Consider the following 22605-nt stretch of genomic DNA (forward strand, 5'->3'; position numbering starts at 1 on the left):
AGAAGCCAATGGGTGTTCTCGGGACGGTCTAGGCGGAGGCCGCGCGCTCGGCGGCCTCGACCACGTTGGCCAGCAGCATGGCGCGCGTCATCGGTCCCACTCCCCCGGGGTTGGGCGAGAGCCACCCGGCCACGGCCGCGGCGGCCGGATCGACGTCGCCCGTGAGCGTCGCCCTGCCCGTCTCCGGGTCCTCGACACGACTCACGCCGACGTCGAGGACGATCGCGCCGGGCTTGAGCTCGGCGGCACCGATCATGTGCGGGATGCCCGCGGCAGCGACGACGACGTCGGCCCGACCGAGGTGGTCCGCGAGGTCCACCGTGCCGGTGTGCGCCAGCGTCACCGTCGCGTTGATCTGCTTGCGCGTCAGGAGGAGTCCGAGCGGGCGGCCGACCGTGACGCCACGCCCGACGACGAGAACGTCGAGGCCCTTCAGCGCGACGTCGTGCCGGAGCAGCAGCTCGACGATGCCGTGGGGCGTGCACGGCAGCGGCGAATCCATCGGCCCGTTGACGTTGAGGACCAGCTTGCCGAGGTTCGTCGGGTGGAGGCCGTCGGCATCCTTGGCCGGGTCGATGCGCTCGAGGATCGCGTTCGTGTCGATGTGCGCGGGGAGCGGAAGCTGCACGATGTACCCGGTGGTGTCGGGATCGGCGTTCAGCTCGTCGACGACGGCCTCGAGCTCGGCCTGCGTGACGGTCTCCGGGAGATCCCGCCGCACGGAGGTGATACCGACCTGCGCGCAGTCGCGATGCTTGCCGGCCACGTAGGAGTGGCTTCCGGGATCGTCACCGACCAGGACGGTGCCCAGCCCCGGGGTCACCCCGCGCGCACGCAGGGCGCTCACGCGTTCGGTCAGTTCCTCCTTGATGCGGGCTGCTGTCGCCTTGCCGTCAAGGATGCGGGCGTTGGTCATGGGAGTCCTTGTCTGCTCGCTCGTCGAGCTGGTCGAGCAGGAATGCCTTGCCGCGGTCGCAGCAGCCGGTGAAGCAGCATTCCTCGGTCGGTATGTCGAAGGTCCGATCCGCTGCCGCCCTCGAGGTGAGGGCGCCGGGCGGCAGGGGGCCTACCATTCCTCCTGGCCCGGGTACAGCGGGAAGTCCGCCGCAAGCGCCGAGACGCGCGCCCGGAGGGCCTGGACGTCGGGCGACGGCTTCAGGGCGGCGGCGATGATCTCGCCGACCTCCGTGAACTCCGCGGCACCGAAGCCGCGCGTCGCGAGTGCCGGCGTCCCGATGCGCAGACCCGATGTGACCATCGGCGGGCGGGGGTCGAACGGCACGGCGTTCCGGTTGACCGTGATGCCCACGGAGTGCAGCACGTCCTCCGCCTGCTGGCCGTCGAGCGAGGAGTTGCGGAGATCCACGAGGACGAGGTGCACATCCGTGCCGCCGGTGAGGACCGAGACCCCGTGCTCGGCGACATCGGCGCCGGTGAGGCGCTCCGCGATGATGCGGGCGCCCTCGAGGACGCGCTCCTGGCGCTCCCTGAACTCCGCGGAACCGGCGATCTTGAAGGCCGTCGCCTTGCCGGCGATCACGTGCATGAGCGGGCCACCCTGCTGGCCCGGGAACACGCTCGAGTTGAGCTTCTTGGCCCACTCCTGCTTGGCCAGGATGACGCCGGAGCGGGGTCCGGCGAGCGTCTTGTGGACGGTCGAGGTGACGACGTCGGAGTGCGGGACGGGGCTGGGATGCACGCCCGCGGCGACGAGGCCCGCGAAGTGCGCCATGTCCGTCCAGAGCAGCGCGCCGACCTCGTCGGCGATCGAACGGAAGGCCGCGAAGTCGAGCTGGCGGGGGTAGGCGGACCAGCCCGCGATCAGTACCTGGGGCTTCTCGGCGACGGCCTGCGCACGCACGCGGTCCATGTCCAGGCGGTGGGTGTCCTCCTCGACGCCGTAGGCCGCGACCTCGTAGAGCTTGCCGGAGAAGTTGAGCTTCATGCCGTGGGTGAGATGGCCGCCGTGTGCGAGGGACAGGCCCATGATCTTCTCGCCGGGCTTGATCATCGCCGAGAGCGCGGCGGCGTTCGCCTGGGCGCCGGAGTGGGGCTGGACGTTCGCGAACTCCGCGCCGAACAGCGCCTTGACGCGCTCGATCGCGAGATTCTCGGCCACGTCGACGTGCTCGCAGCCGCCGTAGTAGCGACGCCCCGGGTATCCCTCGGCGTACTTGTTGGTCAGCACGCTGCCCTGGGCCTCGAGGACGGCGCGCGGTGCGAAGTTCTCCGACGCGATCATCTCGAGGGTGTCGCGCTGGCGCGCGAGTTCGTCCCGGAGGACGGCGGCGATCTCCGGGTCCACCTCGGACAGCGGCGCGTTGGTGACGGAGTCTGCCGCGTTGTGGGATGGAGCCGTGGGGGAAGTGGTCATCGGTGGATCCTTCTCTGGGTCTCGCACGAGGTCAACGTGAGTCGCGGGCGGTCGCCGGATCGTTCGTCCTGCCCCGGCCGCTCATGGAACGTGACCCGCGGCCCAGGCGTGCGATCCGTGGTCTGCACTGGGAGTTCCGGACCTTCCCGGAGGGCGGTCAGGGCTCCGCGCCGCTTCCTGGTGGTTGCCCACCCTACGCCAGTCGCGACGCTCCCATGCTAGCGGCTCGGCGAGCGCACCCGCCACGCGGTGACGCGAGCGCACGCCGCCACGCGGTGACGCCCTGCACGCCGTCGCGCAGTGACGCCCGCACGCCGGCGAGCTCGTTGTGCCCGTGGCCTCCCGCTCGCCGGAGAGCATCACCGGAATAGCAACCGCCCGTCGGCCGTTCCGCAGGAGGGACGGGCGACCGGCTCCCGACCCCGCTCGAGGAAGGTGTGCCCGATGGGCGTGGCAGCACAGGATCAGCAGGACGGCGGGCCCGCGCGGCGGGTGCGCGTCGTGGTGATCGGCGCCGGTCAGGCAGGGCTCAGTACCGCCTATCACCTGCTCCGTCGGGGACTGGAGGCGCACCGGGACGTCGTCGTCCTCGATGCCAATCCCGCGCCGGGTGGCGCCTGGCTCCACCGCTGGCCCGCCCTCACGTTCGACGCCGCGCACGCCCTGCACGATCTTCCGGGCCTGCGGCTCGGCACGCCGGATCCGACCGAACCGGCCGCCGACGTCGTCTCCCGTTACTACGGCGAGTACGAGCACCGATTCGGGCTTCCCGTGCACCGCCCGGTCGGGGTGACGAGGGTGGAGTCCGAGGGCGGGCGCGAGGCCGCCCTCGCGGGTGCGAGTGGGCCGCTGCGCGTCACCACGACCGCCGGCACCTGGATCGCGGACGTCGTCGTGAGTGCGACCGGCACGTGGGACCGGCCGTACTGGCCCTACTACCGTGGCCGCGACGTCTTCGCAGGCCGCCAGCTCCACACGCACGACTACCGGTCGGCCGCCGAATTCCGCGGCCGGCGGGTTCTCGTGGTGGGCGGTGGCACCTCGGCGGTCCAGTTCATGCTCCAGCTGCACGACGCCGGGGCGCTCCCGCTCTGGTCCACGCGCCGGCCGCCGTCGTTCACGCGCCGTGCCTTCGACCCGGAGTGGGGACGCGAGGTCGAGGCCGGGGTGACGGCGAGGACCAGCGCAGGTCTCCCCCCGGGAAGCGTCGTATCGGCCACCGGGCTGCCGCTCACACCGCAGTACCAGGCCGGGATCGACGCCGGGATCCTGGTCTCGCGCGGCCCCCTGGCGGAGCTGCACGAGCACTCGGCCGTCTTCGCGGACGGCTCGGAGGAGCCGATCGACGCCGTTCTCTGGGCGACCGGATTCCGCGCCGCACTCGACCACCTGGCGCCGCTGCGCCTGCGCGAGCCGGGCGGCGGCGTCCTCATGGACGGCGTCCGTGTGGTGAGGGAGCCCCGCCTCCTGCTCGTCGGCTACGGCGCCTCGGCCTCGACCCTCGGCGCCTCGCGGGCCGGGCGGGCGGCGGCGGTCGCGGCCGTCGCGGCACTCCGAGCGGGCGCGTCACACACGGAACCGGCCGGTAATCTGGCGTAGGTGACCTCAGCCGCTGCTTCCTCCCCGTCCCCGTCCTACTCCCTGACGCTCTCCTGCCCGGACCGGCCGGGGATCGTGCACGGAGTCTCCGGCGCCCTCGTCGGTGCGGGAGCGAACATCACGGAGTCGCAGCAGTACGGGAGCCCCGACACGGGCACCTTCTTCATGCGGGTCGCGCTGACCACGGACGCGTCGGCGGAGGAGCTTCGCGCGGCGCTGGGTCCGGTCGGGGCGGAGTTCGGCATGGAGTGGTCGCTCACCGGGGCCACCAGGCGCACCCGGACGCTCATCATGGTGTCGAAGGCGGCGCACTGCCTGAACGACCTGCTCTTCCAGCACCGCTCGGGCACCCTCGCCATCGACATCCCCGTCATCGTGTCGAACCACCGCGACCTCGAGGACCTCGCCGCGTTCTACGGCATCGAGTTCCACCACATCCCGGTCACCCCCGAGACCAAGGACGACGCCGAGGACGCCCTGCGGGCGCTGATGCAGCAGCACGACATCGAGCTCGTGGTCCTGGCGCGCTACATGCAGATCCTCAGCGACCGGCTCTGCGAGGACCTCCTGGGACGGGCCATCAACATCCACCACTCGTTCCTGCCGTCCTTCAAGGGCGCCCGCCCCTACCACCAGGCCCATGCCCGCGGTGTGAAACTGATCGGCGCAACGGCCCACTACGTCACGGGGGCCCTCGACGAGGGGCCGATCATCGAGCAGGAGGTCATCCGCGTGGACCACGCGCGGACGGCCGAGCAGCTGACGGCGATCGGGCGGGAACTCGAGGGGCGGGCCCTCGTGCAGGCCGTGCAGTGGCACGCCGAACGGCGCGTCCTCCTCGACGGCCGGCGGACCATCGTCTTCAACTGATCCCCTGGGGCTCACCCGCGCACCAGGGGTCTCGCCTAGGCTGGCGCCATGGCCATCCACACCTTCCGCGGCAGGACCCCGCGTATCGCCGGTTCTGCCTTCATCGCACCCACTGCCTCCCTCATCGGCGAGGTGACGATCGGCGAGCACGCCGGCGTCTTCTTCGGCGCCACCCTCCGCGCCGACACCTCCACCATCACGGTCGGTGAGGGCACCAATCTGCAGGACAACGTGGTGGTGCACGCCGATCCGGGCTTCCCCGCGCGCATCGGCGCGCGCGTGACCGTCGGGCACGGCGCCGTGGTGCACGGCTGCACGGTCGAGGACGATTGCCTCATCGGTATGAGCGCGACAGTCATGAACGGCGCCGTGATCGGCGCGGGCTCCCTCGTGGCCGCGGGCGCCGTCGTGCTCGAAGGGACCGCGGTACCGCCCCGCTCCCTGGTCGCCGGGGTGCCCGCCAAGGTCCGGAAGACCCTGGGCGACGACGAGGTCGCGGCCATCCTCGAGAACGCCGAGCGCTATCGGAGCCTTTCCGAGGAATACCTCGAGCGTTAACTTCTTGACTACAAGCGGCGGCTGCGGCACTCTTGTCACCATGCCCGCAGAATCCCCCTCGATGGCGAGGCCCAATCCGAGTGCCTCGCTTCCGAAGCCGGGCTCCCAGTCCGCGCTCCGCGAGCGGAACCAGCAGCGGGTCATCGCGGCCCTCATGAGCGGCGGGCCCCAGACGCAGGCCGAGCTCTCGCGTCAGACAGGCCTGTCCACCGCGACGGTCTCCAACATCGTGAAGGTCATGGCCTCGACGGGGATCGTCAGCACCGCACCCACCACCAGCTCCGGCCGGCGTGCGCTCTCCGTAATCCTCAACGAGACGGGACAGGTTGCCGCCGGCATCGACATCGGTCGGCGGCATCTCCGCGTGGTCCTCGCGACCCCCACCTACCGCGTCCTCCAGGAGGCCGCGGTGGCCCTGCCCCTCGGCCACAGCGCCATGGACGGCCTGACGGCGGCGTCGGAACTGCTCGACACCCTGCTCGAGAGCGGGGGCATCCCGCGCAGCGCCCTGCTCGGAGCGGGCATCGGCATCCCCGGACCCATCGACCGGCGCACAGGAACCGTGGTCCAGGGCGCGATCCTCCCCGAGTGGGTCGGGATCAACATCCACGAGACTTTCAGCGAACAGCTGCAGGTGCCCGTGCTCATCGACAACGACGCGAATCTGGGCGCGCTGGCGCAGGTGACCTGGGGACCCCACGGCGCGGTGGACAACCTGATGTTCATGAAGGTCGCCTCCGGGATCGGCTCGGGCCTGGTGCTGAACGGGACCCTGTACTACGGCAACGTGGGCGTGACCGGGGAACTGGGCCACACCACCATCAACGAGCAGGGCGCGATCTGCCGGTGCGGCAATCGGGGCTGCCTCGAGACGGTGGCCTCGACGTCCACGATGATCGACCTCCTGGGCCATCGGGGACGGGATGCCGGAGAGCCGGTGGACACCCGGCAGATCATCGACTGGGCCCTGACCGGTGACACGGCCACGCTGCGCGTGATCGACGACGCCGGAACGGCCATCGGGCGCGCGCTGGCGCACATGGCCAATCTCATCAACCCGGAGACCATCGTGATCGGGGGCCGCTGACGAGCCTCGGCGAGATCCTTCTGGAGCCCGTCCGCCGCGGCCTGGCGCGCCACGCGGTGCCGATCATCGGGGAGACCACGAGTGTCTGCATGTCCTCCCTCGGCGACCGCGCCGAGGCGCTCGGCGCCGCCGCCGTCGTTCTGGCGCAGCCCGGGTTGTCGCCCGCGCTTGCCGTCACCGCCTAAATATTTCCTCTGTTTTCCCGGTGTTTTGTGTTCAACTGTTGACGACAAGGCACATCACCGTGTTCAGACAAGGCACATCACCGTGTTCAATTCTTTCGGGCCGAAGTTGAGCCTGCATCACGACAACGCCGTCACGCGGGAGGCCCCATGAACAACCACACCATCCTCGAGATGCGCTCGATCACCAAGGAGTTCCCGGGGGTCAAAGCCCTCGCCGATGTCTCCATCGAGGTCCAGGCCGGCGAGATCCACGCCATCTGCGGCGAGAACGGTGCGGGCAAATCGACCCTCATGAAGGTGCTCTCCGGTCTCTACCCCTACGGTGACTACTCCGGCCAGATCTTCTTCCAGGGGAAGGAGGTCCAGTTCAAGGACATCCGCTCCAGCGAGGCCGCGGGCATCGTGATCATCCACCAGGAACTCGCCCTGATTCCCGAGCTGTCCATCGCCGAGAACATCTTCCTCGGCAATGAACCCACGCGGTTCGGCGTCATCGACTGGGACTACGTCAACCGCACGACGCTCGAGCTCATGGCCCGGGTGGGTCTCAGCGAGGACCCGGTAACCAAGGTCAAGGACATCGGTGTCGGCAAGCAGCAGCTCGTCGAGATCGCGAAGGCCCTCAACAAGTCGGTCAAGCTGCTCATCCTCGACGAGCCCACGGCCGCGCTCAACGAGTCCGATTCGCAGCACCTGCTGGACCTCATGGCGGGCCTGCGCTCCAAGGGGATCTCGTGCATCATGATCTCCCACAAGCTCAACGAGATCGAGCAGATCGCGGATTCGATCACCATCATCCGGGACGGCAGGTCGATCGAGACGCTCCACGTCGCGAACGACGGCGTCGACGAGGACCGCATCATCCGCGGCATGGTGGGGCGGTCCCTCGAATCCCGCTTCCCCGACCACACGCCGACCATCGGTGAGACCTTCTTCGAGGTGCGGAACTGGACCGTCGGCCACCCCAACATCCCCGACCGCCTCGTGTGCAAGAACTCGAACTTCCACGTCCGCCGCGGCGAGATCGTCGGGTTCGCCGGCCTCATGGGCGCCGGACGCACCGAACTCGCCCGATCGGTCTTCGGACGCTCGTACGGCACGTTCAAGTCCGGCCAGATCCTCATCGACGGCCGCGAGGTGACGCTGCGCACCGTGCCGCAGGCCATCAACGCCGGCCTCGCCTACGTGACCGAGGACCGCAAGTCGCTCGGCCTGAACCTGCTCGACGACATCAAGAGCACCACGGTGTCAGCGAACCTCAGGAAGATCACGCACGGTCTCGTCGTCGACGACGACGAGGAGTACCGCGTGGCGGAGGAGTACCGCACGTCATTGAGGACCAAGACGCCGAGCGTCAACGAGGGGGTCTCCAAGCTCTCCGGAGGCAACCAGCAGAAGGTGGTGCTCGCCAAGTGGATGTTCACCGACCCGGAACTGCTCATCCTCGACGAACCGACCCGCGGTATCGACGTCGGGGCCAAGTACGAGATCTACGGGATCATCCAGAAGCTCGCGGACCAGGGCAAGGGAGTCATCGTGATCTCCTCGGAACTGCCCGAACTCCTCGGCCTCTCCGACCGCATCTACACCATCTTCGAGGGCTCCATCACGGGCGAAGTGGCCCGCGAGGACGCCAGTCAGGAAGCCCTGATGAAACTCATGACCGCCAGCAGAAAATCTGCCTGACCGAATCACTAGGAAAGACATCATGAATTCCCTCAAGCAAATGTTCGGCGGCAACACCCGACAGTTCGGGATGATCTTCGCGCTGATCGCCCTGATTCTCTTCTTCCAGTGGCAGACCGGCGGCAACACCCTCACGCCGACGAACGTCATCAACCTGTTCAACGGCAACGCGTACATCCTGATCCTCGCCATCGGCATGGTGCTCGTCATCATCGCCGGGCACATCGATCTCTCGGTCGGGTCGGTCGCCGCCTTCTCGGGGGTCGTCGTCGCCATCGTGATCCGCGACTGGGGTATCCCCTGGTACCTCGGCATCGTCGTCGGCCTCCTGCTCGGAGCCCTGATCGGCGCCTGGCAGGGGTTCTGGGTGGCCTACGTCGGCATACCGGCCTTCATCGTGACGCTCGCCGGCATGCTCCTGTTCCGCGGTGCGAACCAGTACGTCGGCGAGTCGAACACCATCCCCGTCCCGCAGGCCTTCCAGTACATCGGCGCCGGCTACCTCCCCGAGGTGGGCCCCGTGACCGGCTACAACAACCTCACGGTCCTCCTCGGGCTGCTCGCGGTGGCCTTCTTCGTCTACCAGGAGTTCAGGAGCCGCCGGAAGGCCGCGCAGCTCGGCTCCCAGCTGCCGCCGCTGTGGGTCTCCGTGGCCAAGCTCGTCCTCCTCTCGGCCGCGATCCTCTACGTGACGTCGCTGTTCGCCACGGGCCGCCCGGGTACCTCGTTCCCGATCCCGGGGCTGATCCTCGCGGTGCTCGTCATCATCTTCGCGTTCGTCTCGAACAAGACCGTCCTCGGCCGCCACGTCTACGCCGTCGGCGGCAACCGCCACGCGGCCGAACTCTCCGGTGTGCAGAGCAAGCGGGTCAACTTCATGGTCATGATGAACATGTCCATCCTCGCCTCGCTCGCCGGCATGATCTTCGTCGGCCGCTCCACGGCATCGGGCCCGTTCGACGGCGTCGGCTGGGAACTCGACGCGATCGCCGCCGTCTTCATCGGCGGCGCAGCGGTGACCGGCGGTGTCGGCACCGTCATCGGCTCCGTGATCGGCGGCCTGGTGATGGCCGTCCTCAACAACGGCCTCCAGCTCATGGGCATCGGCGCGGACATGACCCAGATCATCAAGGGCCTCGTGCTACTGATCGCCGTCGCGTTCGACGTCTACAACAAGAGCCAGGGAAAGCCCTCCATCACCGGCCTCCTGACCCGCAACTTCGGCAGCCGCTCGAAGCCCGACCCGACCCCGTACGGATCGAGCCAGACAGAGCAGCCTGTCGGTACCAAGGAAAAGATCTCCCATGATGTCTGATCCGTCCTCCGTCCCATCAGAAACACCCGACGAAAGAGAATGCAATGCGTAATTTCGCAAAGTCCCTTGCAGCCCTGACTGCAATCTCAGCACTGGCGCTGACGTCCTGCGGCCGCGAAGACGCCGGCACCGACACCGGCACCGATACCGGCACCGCGGCCGCAAGCACCTGCGAAGGCTTCGAGGACGGTGCAGCCATCGGTGTCGCCCTTCCCCAGAAGACCTCGGAGAACTGGGTCCTGGCCGAGCAGCTGTTCAACGAAGGACTCTCCGACGCCGGCTACGAGCCCTCCGTCCAGTTCGCGAACGGCGGCGTGTCGGAGCAGCAGGCACAGATCAACGCCATGATCACCAACGGCGTCGAGGTCCTCGTCGTCGGCGCCATCGACGGCGCCCAGCTGGGCAACCAGCTGCAGCAGGCCAAGGACGCCGGCATCACCGTCCTCGCCTACGACCGCCTCCTGACCAACACGGAGAACGTCGACTACTACGTGGCCTACGACAACTTCAAGGTCGGCGAGCTCCAGGGCCAGGCCCTCCTCGACGGTCTCGCCGAGCGCAAGGGCGAGGCACCGTACAACATCGAGCTGTTCGCCGGCTCGCCCGACGATGCCAACGCTCAGGTTTTCTTCGACGGAGCCATGAGCGTGCTGCAGCCCAAGATTGACGACGGCACGCTGAACGTCGTCTCGGGCCAGACGGCCTTCGACCAGGCCGTTACCCAGGGCTGGAAGGCCGAGAACGCGCAGAAGCGTGCGGATACGCTCCTGAGTGGCAACTACGCCTCGGAGGACCTCGATGGCGTGCTGTCCCCCAACGACACCCTGGCCCGCGCCGTCCTCACCTCGGTGAAGGCCGCAGGCAAGGACATCCCCGTCGTCACGGGCCAGGACTCCGAGGTCGAGTCGGTCAAGTCGATCGTGGCCGGCGAGCAGTACTCCACCATCAACAAGGACACCCGCGACCTGGTGGAGCACACCATCACCATGGTCGAGGGTCTGGGCGCCTGTGAGGAGATCGAGGTCAACGACACCGACTCCTACGACAACGGCGTGAAGACCGTTCCCGCCTACCTGCTCGAGCCCCAGATCGTGACCGAGGAGAACGCCGCCGACGCCTACGCCGACGATCCCACGCTGTCCGAGATCACGAAGTAGCCGCACCCGCACACCGCTCCACCCAGCACTGACGACGTGCCCCGACCTCGGTCGGGGCACGTCGTGTGTGACGGGTCCGGTACGCCTCGCCGCGGGCGGCACGGGACCACTCCGGAGCGCCGGCCCCACGACGACGGAGCAGGGACATGCTCGTGTGGTCGGTGGACGCGGCCCCGGGCAGCGGCAAGGATGGGTGGATGAACCCACAGACACGCATAGCCGTTCCCCCCTGCGCCGAGCCGGGGGCCCCCAGCCCGATCGCCGCCACGGGCCGCGCCCTGAAGTGGGGCGTGATCGCCACCGGCGGGATAGCCTCCAAGGTCACGGCGGACATCGCCCTGCTCGAGGACGCCGTCCTCCACGCCGTGAGCTCCCGGAGCACCGAGAGCGCCGCGGCCTTCGCCGAGCGCTTCGGCTTCGCGACGAGCTACGGGAACGACGGCGGCGTGGACGGCTACCAGCGGCTGGTCGACGATCCCGAGGTGGACGTCGTCTACATCACCACGCCGCACGGCCAGCACTACGACGTGGCGAAGGCGGCCCTGATCGGCGGCAAGCACGTGCTCTGCGAGAAGCCGTTCACCATCAATGCGGCCGAGGCGGAGGAGCTGGCCGCGCTGGCTGCCGACCGGGGCCTGTTCCTGATGGAAGCGGTCTGGACGCGGTTCCTGCCGAGCGTCAATCGTGCGTGGGAGATCATCCACTCCGGCGACCTGGGGGACGTCCGCTGGATCCAGGCCGATCTCGGCTTCTCCGCTCCGGACGATCCGACGAGCCGCCTGTGGGATCCGGCCGCCGGCGGCGGCGCCCTGCTGGATCTCACCGTCTATCCCCTCACGTGGGCGCTCGGCTCACTCGGCTTCCCGGATTCCGTCTCGGCCGTCGGCACCCTGAACGACGACGGCGTCGACCTCCAGACCGCCGTCACGCTGACGTACGAGCACGGCGCCTATGCGCAGCTGTCGTCCTCGTTCATCGCCTCCTGCCCGGGGCAGGCCACCGTCAGCGGGTCGAAGGGCTGGCTGAAGACCGGCGGCGGTCCCCTCCACAATCCGAAGGAGCTGACCGTCAGCACGGGCCAGGGCGACCCGCGTGTGGAGCACTTCGAGCAGGTCGGAGCCGGCTACACGTACGAGCTGCGCGAGGTGACGCGCTGCATCCAGGCGGGACTCACGGAGAGCCCGACCATGCCGGTCGCGGACACGGTGAGGACCATGCGCCTGCTCGACGGCGTCCGCGCCCAGATCGGGCTGCGGTACGCCAACGACGCCTGAGCCGACCCGGCGCGGGTCGCCGCGACGCAGAAAGCCGACGGACCGCTTCCGCGGGCCGTCGGCTTTCTGCTGCGGTACGGCTAGACGGCGAGGATGTCCAGCACCTCGGACAGCGTGGCCGAGGGACGCATCACCCGGCTGACCTTAATGACGTCCGGGTGGAAGTAGCCCCCGATGTCCGCGGGCTGACCCTGGACGGCGAGCAGTTCGGACACGATGGCGTCCTCGTTGCCCGTGAGTGCCTCGGCGACGCGCGCGAAGCTCTCGGCCAGTTCCGCGTCCTGCTCCTGCCTCGCCAGCTCCTCGGCCCAGTAGCGCGCGAGGAAGTAGTGGCTCCCCCTGTTGTCGATCTCGCCCACGCGGCGGCTCGGCGACTTGTTCTCGAGCAGGAACGTCCCCGTCGCCCGGTCCAGCGTGTCGGCGAGGATCTGCGCGCGCTTGTTCCCCGTCGTCGTGGCCAGGTGTTCGAAGCTGACGGCGAGGGCGAGGAACTCGCCCAGGCTGTCCCAGCGGAGGTGGTTCTCCCGAACGAGCTGCTGCACGTGCTTGGGGGCCGACCCGCCGGCGCCGGTCTCGAAGAGGCCTCCGCCGTTCATCAGCGGCACCACGGACAGCATCTTGGCGCTCGTTCCCAGCTCGAGGATCGGGAACAGGTCCGTGAGGTAGTCACGGAGCACGTTGCCCGTCACCGAGATGGTGTCGGCGCCCTCGCGGATGCGCTTGAGGGTGAACGCCGTGGCGTCGACCGGCGTCATGATCTCGAGCGTGACGTCGTCGGTGCCGTGCTCCGCCAGGTACTCCTTGACCTTCGCGATGAGGTTGGCGTCGTGCGCGCGGCCTTCGTCGAGCCAGAACACGGCGGGCGTCGCCGAGGCCCGTGCGCGGGTCATCGCGAGCTTCACCCAGTCGAGGATGGCGGCGTCCTTGGTCTGGCACGCGCGCCAGATGTCCCCGGGGGCGACGTCGTGCTCGATCAGCACAGCGCCGTCGGCATCGACGACCTGCACCTTGCCGTCCGCGGGGATCTCGAAGGTCTTGTCGTGGCTGCCGTACTCCTCGGCGGCCTGGGCCATGAGGCCCACGTTGGGGACGGTGCCCATCGTGGTCGGGTCGAAGGCACCGTGCGCGCGGCAGTCGTCGATGACCACCTGGTAGATGCCGGCGTAGCTGCTGTCGGGGATGACGGCGAGCGTGTCCGCTTCCTCGCCGTCGGGCCCCCACATGTGGCCCGAGGTCCGGATCATGGCAGGCATGGAGGCGTCCACGATGACGTCGCTCGGGACGTGCAGATTGGTGATGCCCTTGTCGGAATCGACCATCGCGATCGCGGGGCCGTCCTCCATGCCCTGGGCGATGGCCTGCCGGACACCCTCGCGGACGTCCTCGGGCAGCTTGTCGAGGCCGCCGATGATCGAGGCGAGACCGTTGTTGGGGCTCAGCCCGGCCTTCGAGAGCTGCTCGCCGTACGTCTCGAAGAGCTCGGGGAGGAAGGCACGGACCACGTGGCCGAAGATGATGGGGTCCGAGACCTTCATCATCGTGGCCTTGAGGTGCGCCGAGAACAGCACACCCTCGTCCTTGGCCCTCGCGACCTGGGCCTTGAGGAAGGCGTTCAGGGCGTCGGCCCGCAGCACCGTGCCGTCGAGCACCTCGCCGGCGAGCACCGGGAAGGAGCCCTTGAGCTCCGTGACGTTGCCCTCGGCGTCGACGTGCTGGATGCTCACGGTGGTGTCGGCGGGGATGACGACCGACTGCTCGTTCGAGCGGAAGTCGTCGCTCGTCATGTGCGCCACGTTGGTCTTCGACTCGGGCGTCCACGCGCCCATGCTGTGCGGGTTCTGGCGCGCGTAGTTCTTGACGGACGCCGGTGCGCGGCGGTCGGAGTTGCCTTCGCGCAGCACCGGGTTGACGGCACTGCCCTTGACCTTGTCGTAGCGCGCACGGACGTCCCTCTCCTCGTCGGAGGAGGGGTGGTCGGGGTAGTCGGGGATCGCGTAGCCCTGGCCCTGCAGCTCCGCGATGGCCGCCTTGAGCTGCGGGATCGACGCACTGATGTTCGGCAGCTTGATGATGTTGGCGTCCGGCGTCTTCGCCAGGGCGCCCAGTTCGGCGAGCGCGTCGGCCATCTGCTGGTCGGCGGGGAGGCGGTCGGTGAAGAGCGCGATGATGCGTCCGGACAGCGAGATGTCCCGGGTCTCGACCTCCACGCCCGCCGTGGACGCGAACGCCTCGATGATCGGCAGGAACGAGTAGGTGGCCAGCATGGGCGCTTCGTCGGTGTGGGTGTAGATGATCTTGGCCATGGGTGGCGTCTCCCTGGTGGTTCTGCGGTCTGTGGTCGGTTGGGGCTAGCCCATCGGCTCTAACTTACCGAGGTCCTTCCGCCAACACCTAACGGTGCGTACCCCGGAACGACGGCGTTGACGGGCTGTGGAGCGCGGGCTGCCGGCCGTCCTCGGGACGGCCTTCCCGTGCTGACGATCAGTGGAAGAAGTGGCGGGCTCCGGTCAGGTAGAGCGTGGCGCCGGCGGCATTCGCGGCGTCGATGACCTCCTGGTCGCGCACCGACCCACCGGGCTGGACGATGGCGCGCACTCCGGCGTCGAGCAGGATCTGCAGACCGTCCGCGAAGGGGAAGAAGGCATCGGATGCGGCGACGGCGCCGCGCGCACGCTCGGAGTCGGCGAGGGAGTTGGCGCGCTCCACGGCGAGGCGGCAGGAATCCACCCGGTTGACCTGCCCCATGCCCACGCCCACGGACGCGCCGTCGGACGCGAGCAGGATGGCGTTGGACTTCGCGGCGCGGCAGGCCTTCCAGGCGAAGGCGAGATCCGCGAGGGTGGCGGCGTCGGCGGCCTCACCCGCGGCCAGGGTCCAGCCGGAGGGGTCGTCGCCGTCGGCGTCGAGCGTGTCCGCGACCTGCATGAGCACTCCCCCGGACACCTGCCGGAACTCGACGGGATTGCGCCCGTAGCCCTCGGGGAGCGTCAGGAGGCGGATGTTCTTCTTCTGCGTGAGGATCTCCACCGCTTCGGCCGAGAACGAGGGGGCGATGACGACCTCCGTGAAGATGTCCCTGACGGTCGCCGCCATGCCCGCGGTGACTTCGCGGTTCGCGGCGATCACGCCGCCGAAGGCGGAGACGGGGTCGCAGGCGTGCGCCTTCGCGTGGGCGTCCGCGATCGGGTCCGCCGCGTCCGCGGAGCCGACGGCGACACCGCACGGGTTGGCGTGCTTGATGATCGCGACGGCGGGCTCGTCGAAGTCGAAGGCAGCCCGGAGGGCGGCATCCGCGTCCACGAAGTTGTTGTAGCTCATGGACTTGCCGTGGAGCTGGTCCGCCTGGGCGATGCCCGGTGTCGCGCCCTTCTCCACGTAGAGCGCGGCCTGCTGGTGCGGGTTCTCGCCGTAGCGCAGCACCTCGGAACGCTCGAGGGCGAGGCCCGCGTAGCCGGGGAAGGCGAAGGCGCCGTCGTCCGTCTCGAACTGCTCCGCTGTCCAGGCGGCGACGGCGGTGTCGTACGCCGCGGTGTGGGCGAAGGCGAGTGCCGCCAGCCGGCGCCGTGCCACGAGGTCGAAGCCACCCTCGGCGGCTGCGTCGACGACGTCCGCGTAGCGCGCCGGGTCCACCACGATGGCGACGGACGGGTGGTTCTTGGCCGCCGAGCGGACCATGGCCGGGCCGCCGATGTCGATCTGCTCGACGACGGCGTCCGGTTCGGCACCCGAACGCACGGTCTCCACGAAGGGGTACAGATTGACGACGACGAGGTCGAATGCCTCGATGTCGAGCTCGGCCAGCTGGTCGATGTGCTCCTGGCGGCGACGGTCGGCGAGGATGCCGGCGTGGACCTTGGGGTGCAGGGTCTTCACCCGCCCGTCGAGGGTCTCGGAGAAGCCGGTGACCTCGGAGACCTCGGTGACCGGGACGCCCGCGGCGGCGATGCGCTGCGCCGTCGACCCGGTGGACACGATGGCGACGCCGGCGCGGTGCAGGCCCTGCGCCAGTTCCTCCAGACCGGTCTTGTCGAACACCGAGATCAGGGCTCGGCGGATGGGGACACGGTCAAGGTGGGTCAGGCTCACGCAGATCTCCGTCATTTTGCTCCGCTGGGGGTCGGCCACAAGTCTATAGGCGTCCGATGCGGGGGCCGGCTCGGGCCTCGAGAGGACAGAAATAACCGGCGAACGCGTCATCTTCCGGTTTTTTCTGTCCTCTCGTCCCAGGCCGGTCAGGGACGGAGCGCCAGAGCGTGCCGAATCCGCGCCAACCCGTCGTCACGGCCGGCCCCCAGATGCCTCTTCGTGAAGCGCAGCACGATCCAGCCGAGTGCCCGCAGGCGGTCGTCCCGCTCGATGTCCCGCGCCCACTGGCGAGGGTCGGTGAGGTGGTGCTCGCCTTCGTACTCGAGCGCGATGCGCCGCGCGCGGTACTGCAGATCCGGTCGCGACACCCGGCGCCCGGCGCTGTCCAGGATCCACTGGTTCACCTCCGGTTCGGGCAGGCCCGCATCGACGATGAGCAGCCGGAGCAGGCTCTCCGGCGCCGAGTCGACTCCCGACCGGAGCAGCGGCAGCGCTGCACGCGCGGTGGCCGCACCCCGCGCGCCCGATCTCCGGGCCGGGGCTGCCGCCAGCGCCTCGACGCTGCTGAGAGGGTCCGGTTCGTTGATGGCCGCGGGCCGTCGTGGAGCATCCCATCGGCGAAGCAGCGCGTCACCCAGCGCAACGAGTTCCGGACGTGAGAGCGTCGCGGCCAGGTCGCACCAGGTGCGTTCGGGCGAGGTGAGCGGCACCCCGTACGCCGTGACGACGTCGCCCGCGCCCAGCCTCGAGACATGGCCCACGACGCCGGACCTGCGCGGCCTCGAGCATCCCGTCGATCGGGTGAGGTGCAGCAGTCCATCCGCCGATCGGAGTGGGAGCGGCAGCCCCCACAGGACCGCAGCCGTCTGGTGGCTCGCGACCGTGCCCGGCGTCAGCGATCCGAGGCAGGCGACGACGTCGGACAGGTCGGCGGGTGCAGCGTCGAGGACACGGAGGCTCCGTGTTGCCCGCCGGTAGCGGGCGCGGCGGAGCACCCGGGCGGGGATACCGAGGTCACGGGCAGCCTCCACGGAGAAGCACCGCTTCAAGGCCAGGTTCAGCAGGGCCGTGGCGTAGGGGTCGGTCGGCATCGACCCATCGTGTGCCCGCGCACCGGAGCCGAGGACGTTCTCCACAGGGTTGGCGCAATGAACGTCGTCGAGAGGACAGAAATAACCGGTGGAGGGGGCCGTCGCCGGTCATTTCTGTCCTCTCGGCCCGGCCGCGGGGACGGACGGCACCCACGCCGGGCAGGGAACGACGTCGGCCGCCGGCGGCCGCTCCCACCGGCGGCGGTACAGTTTCCGGGAGTACCGGCCCCTCCACGAAGGCATCATGAGCATCAACACACAGCTCCCCACCGGCGACCAGGTGGTCCAGGACCTCCCCTGGCGCTGGAAGGTCCAGGGGAAGATCTTCCTCATCGGCGGCCTCGGCTTCATGTTCGACGCCTGGGACGTCACCCTGAACGCCTACCTGATCCCGCTGCTGATCGCGGACTGGGGCCTGGTGCCCGGGCAGGCCGCCTGGATCGCGACGTCGAACCTGATCGGCATGGCGGTCGGGGCCTTCGTCTGGGGATCGGTCGCGGATCTCATCGGCCGGAAGAAGGCGTTCACGCTCACCCTCCTGGTCTTCTCGATCTTCACGGTCCTCGGGGCCTTCTCCCCCGACATCGTATGGTTCTGCGTCTTCCGCTTCCTGGCAGGTTTCGGGCTGGGTGGGTGCATCCCGGTCGACTACGCCCTCGTCGGCGAATTCACGCCGCGCCGGCAGCGCGGCCGTGTCCTGACGGCCATGGACGCCTGGTGGCCCGTCGGTGCGTTCCTCTGCGGAGTGGTGACGACGCTTGTCGTCGCGCAGACCGGCGACTGGCGGTACGCGATGCTCGTCATGGTGCTTCCCGCGCTGCTGGTCTTCTGGGTGCGGCGCGGCGTCCCGGAGTCTCCGCTCTACCTCGTGCAACGCGGCCGTGGCGAGGAGGCGCGGGCGGTGATCGACGGTCTGGTCGCACGGACCGGGGGCGAGCAGCGGGCCTGGCGCCTGCCCGAGCCGGAAGAGACGCCGAAGCTCTCGCTCGGCAGCATCTCGGGTCAGCTGACGGGCCTGTGGCGCTTCAACTGGCGCATCACCCTCACGGCCTGGAGCCTCTTCCTGACGATCCTCCTCGTGTACTACGGCGCCCTGACCTGGATGCCGCGCATCCTCATCGCCTCCGGCTATGCACAGTCCGTCGCGTTCATCACCACCACGTTCATGACCGGTGTGGGTTTCCTCGGCGTCGTCGCGGCAGCCCTGCTGGTGGAGCGCGTGGGCCGGAAGTGGCTGCTGGCCATCACGGGTCCGGGGTCCGCGGTGCTGCTCGTGGTCTTCGCCCTGACGCTCGACCTGCCCGCCGTCGCGACCGCGTGGCTGCTGGCCTTCGGCTTCGTGGTGCAGATCGCCATCCCCGTGCTCTACACCTATGTGTCCGAGCTGTATCCGACCGAACTCCGCGGCAGCGGGTTCGGCTGGGCGTCCACCATTTCGCGCATCGGCGCGGGCCTCGTACCGCTGATCTTCGGCAGCCTCCTGTGGCCCTACCTCGGCCTGCCGCTCACGTTCGCCCTCATCGGCGCGCTGGTGGTGCTCGCGGTCGTGTTCATGGCGTTCAACGCTCCGGAGACACGGGCGGCGAAGCTCCGCTGATACGCGCCACGGTCCCTGACCGTCGGGAGGTCGGCAGGAGCAGACCTGCACGTGGTCAACGACCCTGACCTCCACGCGGTCCACGCCCCCTGACCTGCGGGAGGTCGGCAGGAGCTGACCTGCAGGCTGCCCAGAAGCCCCTGACCTGCGACAGGGCGCCACCCGCACGGGTGGCGCCCTGTCGCAGGTCGACTCAGGCCTCCGGCAGCTCGGCGTCCGGCGTCTCCTCGAGCGACGCGAGCTTCCAGGCGCCGTCGGAGTACCGCACGGTCGCGCTGTAGACGGTGCCGTCCGGCGAGAAGGGCCGCTGCTCCGTGATCGCACCGTCCGCCGAGAACTCGGTGTAGGCATCGGGGTTCACGGGGATCACGGCGGTGACGTCGACGCCCTCGGCGATCTCGTCCTCGGGCGTGGTGAGGAGGACGTTCTTCACCTTGGGCTGGCCGCCCAGCACCCACCCGCCGTCGTCGTACACCGCCTGCAGGCGGGCGGCCTCGGCCTCCTCGGCCTCGGCGCCGTCGGTGAGCTCCACCAGTGCCGCGGCGTCGCCGGTCTGCAGGACGTAGGCCTTCAGCTCGAAGTAGTGGTAGAGGAAGGCCCGGGCACCCTCCGGGGACGCATCGTCCACGAGGTCGTTCGTGGCGGGGCGCTCGATGTTCGCCGCCGGGGCGGAGGAGCTCGCGGGTGACGGAGTCGTGTCCGCCGGAGTGGCGGGGGCCTGCTCGGACGTGCCGGCGCAGCCGGTGAGAGCCAGTAGCGTGACGGCCGCACCGGCTGCGATGCGCGTGAGATTCATGGTGATCCTGACGATGGGGAGAGGGCAGAAAGTAGCCTGAGGACACCTTATCGCGTCGGAGCCCTCAGAAAGTTTTCACGCAATTTGCGTCGAGTCATTGACTCGCTCCGTGCCGTGGGACACGCTGGTTCGACCCCACGAAGGAGACCCTGTGAGACCCCGCCACGCCACCGTCGTCGTGCTGACCGCCCTTGTCGCCGGTTCCATGACCTCCCTGCCCGCGCATGCCGGCCCCGACAAGCCCGGGTCCGCCCCACCGACGACGGCGAAGCATTCGCTCCGCTCGGCCGTGACCGACGAGAACTTCTACTTCGTCATGGCGGACCGCTTCCAGAACGGCGACCCGGCGAACGACGACGGCGGGCTGGGCCCCGATCCGTCGGTGTCCGGGTTCGACCCCACGAGCAAGGGCTACTACAACGGCGGTGACCTGGCCGGGCTGCTGCAGGAGCTGGACTACATCCAGGGCATGGGCACCACGTCGATCTGGCTCACCCCGAGCTTCAAGAACCGTGCGGTCCAGCCGGAGGACAACTCCGCCGGCTACCACGGCTACTGGATCACCGACTTCACGCAGATCGACCCGCACCTCGGGACCAACGAGGACCTGCGGACCCTGATCGACGCGGCCCACGCGCGCGGCATGAAGGTCTACTTCGACATCATCACGAACCACACCGCCGACGTGATCGCGTACGACGCCGGCGAGCGCGCACCGTACGTCTCCAAGGACGAGGAACCGTACCGGGACGCCGAGGGGAACGCCTTCGACGACCGCGACGTCGCCGGCACCGGGGCCTTCCCGGAGCTGGATGCGGCGACGTCCTTCCCCTACGTCCCGGTGGTCCCCGCGGCGGACCGGGACCTCAAGGTCCCGGACTGGCTGAACGATCCCACGCTCTACCACAACCGCGGTGACACGACCTTCGCCGGCGAGGACTCCTTCTACGGCGACTTCTTCGGTCTCGACGACCTCTTCACCGAACACCCGAGAGTCGTCGACGGCATGATCGACATCTACAAGACGTGGATCGCCGACTTCGGTGTGGACGGTTTCCGGATCGACACCATGAAGCACGTCAATGACGAGTTCTGGCAGCAGTTCGGTCCCGAGGTGCTCTCCTACGCCCGGGCGCAGGGCAAGGACGAGTTCTTCATGTTCGGCGAGGTCTTCGACACCAGCAAGGCCTTCACCTCGCAGTTCACCACCCGCAACCGGATGCAGTCCGTCCTCGACTTCCCCTTCCAGGCAGCTGCGCGCGGCTACGCCTCCCAGGGAGCCCCCGCCTCGGAGCTCGAGACCTTCTTCGCGGGCGACGACTGGTACACCGACGCCGATTCCAACGCCTACAGCCTGCCGACGTTCCTCGGGAACCACGACATGGGGCGGATCGGCGGCTTCATCACGGCGGACAATCCGGGCGCGTCCGACGACGAACTGCTGGCACGGGACACGCTCGCCCACGAGCTGATGTACTTCTCGCGCGGCAACCCGGTGATCTACTACGGCGACGAACAGGGCTTCACCGGGCCGGGCGGCGACCAGGACGCACGGCAGACCCTCTTCGCCAGCCAGGTCCCGGACTACCTCGACGACGACCTCCTCGGCACCGATGCGACCCATGCCGAGGACACCTTCGACGTCGATCATCCGCTGTACCGGGGCATTGCGTCCCTGGCCGGGGTGACCGCCGAGCACCCTGCCCTCCGGAACGGCGCCCACCAGCACCGCTACGCGTCGGAGGGACCGGGCATCTATGCGTTCTCCCGCACCGATGCGACTGATCAGCGCGAGTACGTGGTGGCGCTCAACAACAGCACCGAACCGCAGACGGCCGCCATCCCGACCTACGCCGCCAAGCGGAGCTTCGGCCTCGTCTACGGGGACGCGTCGCAGCGGGCGAAGTCGGCGGCCGACGGGACCCTCACCGTGACGGTCCCGGCCCTCTCGACCGTGGTCTACGAACTCTCGGGCCGGGTCCCCCCCTCGAAGGCCGCGCCGGCCGTCTCGCTGCAGGCCCCGACCCCCGCGGCCGAGGACAACGGGCGCATGAGGATCGCGGCGGACGTCGCCGGGTCCTCGTTCTACGAGGTCACGTTCGAGGCCCGGACGGCCGGCGCGGAGTGGACGGGCATCGGCACGGACGACAACGCGCCCTACAGCGTCTACCACGACACCAGCGCCCTGCCGGCGGGCACGGCCGTCGAGTACCGGGCCGTGGTGCTCGACAACGGTCGCCACTCCCGGACGTCCGCGACGGCGTCGGCCGCCGTCCCCGCCCCGAAGCCCACCATGGGGCTCCCGGCCGAGGGCACCCAGGTGCAGGGCGCCGTCGACGTGACGGCCACCGTGAGCCCCGAACGGTCCGACTACGCCGTCACGCTGGAACGCAGCGTCGCGGGCGGCACCTGGACCGCCATCGGGACGGACGAGTCCTCACCGACGTACAGCGCCGTGGACGATCTCACCGCACTGGAGCTCGCCGACGGCACGCAGGTCCGCTACCGTGCGGTCCTCGGCACGTCCGTCAGCGACGTGAGAACCGTGACCGTCGGCTCCATCGTCGACCAGCCCGGCACCGTGGCCGTCGCCGGGAGCCTCGATTCCGAGCTCGGCTGCGGCGGTGACTGGGACCCCGCCTGCGACGCGGCCCAGATGACGTTCGACGACGCCTCGCAGGCGTGGCTCCTCGAGGTGCAGGACCTGCCCGCCGGGAGCTACGAGTACAAGGCCGCGCTGAACCGGGCATGGACCGAGAACTACGGGGCGGGCGGAGCGCCCGACGGCGCAAACATCGTGCTGAACCACCCCGGTGGCGCGATCACCTTCGTCTACGACCACCGGACGAAGGTGATCGGCACGCGCTGACGCGCGGCCGCTCCGGACGGCGGCGGCCGGGACCCCGAGGTCCCGGCCGCCGTTGCCGGAC

The 22605-nt window shown here is 69.3% G+C and carries 15 protein-coding genes and 1 pseudogene; 10 read left to right on the forward strand and 6 right to left on the reverse strand.

Annotated features, from left to right (window positions below):
• Window positions 1-28: 28 nt before the first annotated feature.
• Window positions 29-916 carry a bifunctional methylenetetrahydrofolate dehydrogenase/methenyltetrahydrofolate cyclohydrolase gene (locus tag FJV46_RS01590; RefSeq protein ID WP_087031194.1) on the reverse strand — a complete coding sequence of 296 codons (888 nt, stop codon included), beginning with the start codon at window positions 914-916 and terminating at the stop codon, window positions 29-31.
• A gap of 150 nt (window positions 917-1066) precedes the next feature.
• Entirely contained in the window at window positions 1067-2374 is a 1308-nt protein-coding gene (glyA, locus tag FJV46_RS01595; RefSeq protein WP_087031201.1) for a serine hydroxymethyltransferase, read from the reverse strand.
• A gap of 444 nt (window positions 2375-2818) precedes the next feature.
• Between glyA and FJV46_RS01600 the strand changes: the two genes are divergently transcribed.
• The 8 genes and pseudogenes from FJV46_RS01600 to FJV46_RS01635 all read left to right on the forward strand — a co-directional run bounded on the left by FJV46_RS01600 (window position 2819) and on the right by FJV46_RS01635 (window position 12105).
• A complete protein-coding gene (locus tag FJV46_RS01600; protein ID WP_087031204.1) occupies window positions 2819-3973 on the forward strand; it encodes an FAD-dependent oxidoreductase in 1155 nt (384 codons plus the stop codon).
• Entirely contained in the window at window positions 3974-4843 is an 870-nt protein-coding gene (gene purU, locus FJV46_RS01605) for a formyltetrahydrofolate deformylase (protein ID WP_087031207.1), read from the forward strand.
• Between the two features lie 48 nt (window positions 4844-4891).
• The gene (locus tag FJV46_RS01610; protein WP_087031210.1) at window positions 4892-5401 is read left to right on the forward strand and encodes a gamma carbonic anhydrase family protein; all 510 of its coding nucleotides are present in this window, start codon (window positions 4892-4894) and stop codon (window positions 5399-5401) included.
• Between the two features lie 40 nt (window positions 5402-5441).
• Window positions 5442-6673: pseudogene (locus FJV46_RS01615) on the forward strand (ROK family transcriptional regulator).
• 147 nt (window positions 6674-6820) lie between these two features.
• Window positions 6821-8359: a multiple monosaccharide ABC transporter ATP-binding protein gene (gene mmsA, locus FJV46_RS01620; protein WP_087031213.1), complete on the forward strand. Its 1539-nt coding sequence runs from the start codon at window positions 6821-6823 to the stop codon at window positions 8357-8359.
• Between the two features lie 22 nt (window positions 8360-8381).
• On the forward strand, window positions 8382-9674 hold the full coding sequence (gene mmsB, locus FJV46_RS01625; protein WP_087031216.1) for a multiple monosaccharide ABC transporter permease: 1293 nt from the start codon (window positions 8382-8384) through the stop codon (window positions 9672-9674).
• A gap of 44 nt (window positions 9675-9718) precedes the next feature.
• Window positions 9719-10831, forward strand: coding sequence for a substrate-binding domain-containing protein (locus FJV46_RS01630; protein ID WP_087031219.1), 1113 nt, complete (start codon window positions 9719-9721; stop codon window positions 10829-10831).
• Window positions 10832-11028: 197 nt separating this feature from the next.
• Window positions 11029-12105 carry a Gfo/Idh/MocA family protein gene (locus FJV46_RS01635; protein WP_087031941.1) on the forward strand — a complete coding sequence of 359 codons (1077 nt, stop codon included), beginning with the start codon at window positions 11029-11031 and terminating at the stop codon, window positions 12103-12105.
• An 80-nt stretch (window positions 12106-12185) separates the two neighbouring features.
• Here FJV46_RS01635 and FJV46_RS01640 read toward each other — a convergent pair whose 3' ends face one another.
• The 3 genes from FJV46_RS01640 to FJV46_RS01650 form a co-directional block, all read right to left on the reverse strand.
• Window positions 12186-14408, reverse strand: a complete 2223-nt coding sequence (locus FJV46_RS01640; RefSeq protein WP_087031223.1) for an NADP-dependent isocitrate dehydrogenase — start codon at window positions 14406-14408, stop codon at window positions 12186-12188.
• A 178-nt stretch (window positions 14409-14586) separates the two neighbouring features.
• A complete protein-coding gene (gene purH, locus FJV46_RS01645; protein ID WP_179195231.1) occupies window positions 14587-16191 on the reverse strand; it encodes a bifunctional phosphoribosylaminoimidazolecarboxamide formyltransferase/IMP cyclohydrolase in 1605 nt (534 codons plus the stop codon).
• A gap of 146 nt (window positions 16192-16337) precedes the next feature.
• A complete protein-coding gene (locus tag FJV46_RS01650) occupies window positions 16338-17282 on the reverse strand; it encodes an endonuclease domain-containing protein (protein WP_126130559.1) in 945 nt (314 codons plus the stop codon).
• Between the two features lie 244 nt (window positions 17283-17526).
• On the opposite strand from FJV46_RS01650, the gene FJV46_RS01655 reads away from it, so the two are divergent.
• Window positions 17527-18879 carry an MFS transporter gene (locus FJV46_RS01655; protein WP_087031943.1) on the forward strand — a complete coding sequence of 451 codons (1353 nt, stop codon included), beginning with the start codon at window positions 17527-17529 and terminating at the stop codon, window positions 18877-18879.
• 193 nt (window positions 18880-19072) lie between these two features.
• Here FJV46_RS01655 and FJV46_RS01660 read toward each other — a convergent pair whose 3' ends face one another.
• Window positions 19073-19675, reverse strand: coding sequence for a DUF6318 family protein (locus FJV46_RS01660; RefSeq protein WP_087031232.1), 603 nt, complete (start codon window positions 19673-19675; stop codon window positions 19073-19075).
• Between the two features lie 205 nt (window positions 19676-19880).
• Here FJV46_RS01660 and FJV46_RS01665 point away from each other — a divergent pair, with 205 nt between their 5' ends.
• Entirely contained in the window at window positions 19881-22544 is a 2664-nt protein-coding gene (locus tag FJV46_RS01665; RefSeq protein WP_087031946.1) for an alpha-amylase family glycosyl hydrolase, read from the forward strand.
• Window positions 22545-22605 lie beyond the last annotated feature (61 nt).

This window comes from Arthrobacter agilis, assembly GCF_006494655.1.
In the GTDB taxonomy this organism is placed as follows: Bacteria; Actinomycetota; Actinomycetes; order Actinomycetales; family Micrococcaceae; genus Arthrobacter_D; species Arthrobacter_D agilis.

Coding starts and splice junctions, on each gene's coding strand:
- FJV46_RS01655 (WP_087031943.1), top strand. CDS start 17,527: ATGAGCATCAACACACAGCTCCCCACCGGCGACCAGGTGGTCCAGGAC.
- FJV46_RS01590 (WP_087031194.1), bottom strand. CDS start 916: ATGACCAACGCCCGCATCCTTGACGGCAAGGCGACAGCAGCCCGCATC.
- FJV46_RS01650 (WP_126130559.1), bottom strand. CDS start 17,282: ATGCCGACCGACCCCTACGCCACGGCCCTGCTGAACCTGGCCTTGAAG.
- FJV46_RS01630 (WP_087031219.1), top strand. CDS start 9,719: ATGCGTAATTTCGCAAAGTCCCTTGCAGCCCTGACTGCAATCTCAGCA.
- FJV46_RS01640 (WP_087031223.1), bottom strand. CDS start 14,408: ATGGCCAAGATCATCTACACCCACACCGACGAAGCGCCCATGCTGGCC.
- FJV46_RS01660 (WP_087031232.1), bottom strand. CDS start 19,675: ATGAATCTCACGCGCATCGCAGCCGGTGCGGCCGTCACGCTACTGGCT.
- glyA (WP_087031201.1), bottom strand. CDS start 2,374: ATGACCACTTCCCCCACGGCTCCATCCCACAACGCGGCAGACTCCGTC.
- mmsB (WP_087031216.1), top strand. CDS start 8,382: ATGAATTCCCTCAAGCAAATGTTCGGCGGCAACACCCGACAGTTCGGG.
- FJV46_RS01610 (WP_087031210.1), top strand. CDS start 4,892: ATGGCCATCCACACCTTCCGCGGCAGGACCCCGCGTATCGCCGGTTCT.
- mmsA (WP_087031213.1), top strand. CDS start 6,821: ATGAACAACCACACCATCCTCGAGATGCGCTCGATCACCAAGGAGTTC.
- FJV46_RS01665 (WP_087031946.1), top strand. CDS start 19,881: ATGACCTCCCTGCCCGCGCATGCCGGCCCCGACAAGCCCGGGTCCGCC.
- FJV46_RS01635 (WP_087031941.1), top strand. CDS start 11,029: ATGAACCCACAGACACGCATAGCCGTTCCCCCCTGCGCCGAGCCGGGG.
- FJV46_RS01600 (WP_087031204.1), top strand. CDS start 2,819: ATGGGCGTGGCAGCACAGGATCAGCAGGACGGCGGGCCCGCGCGGCGG.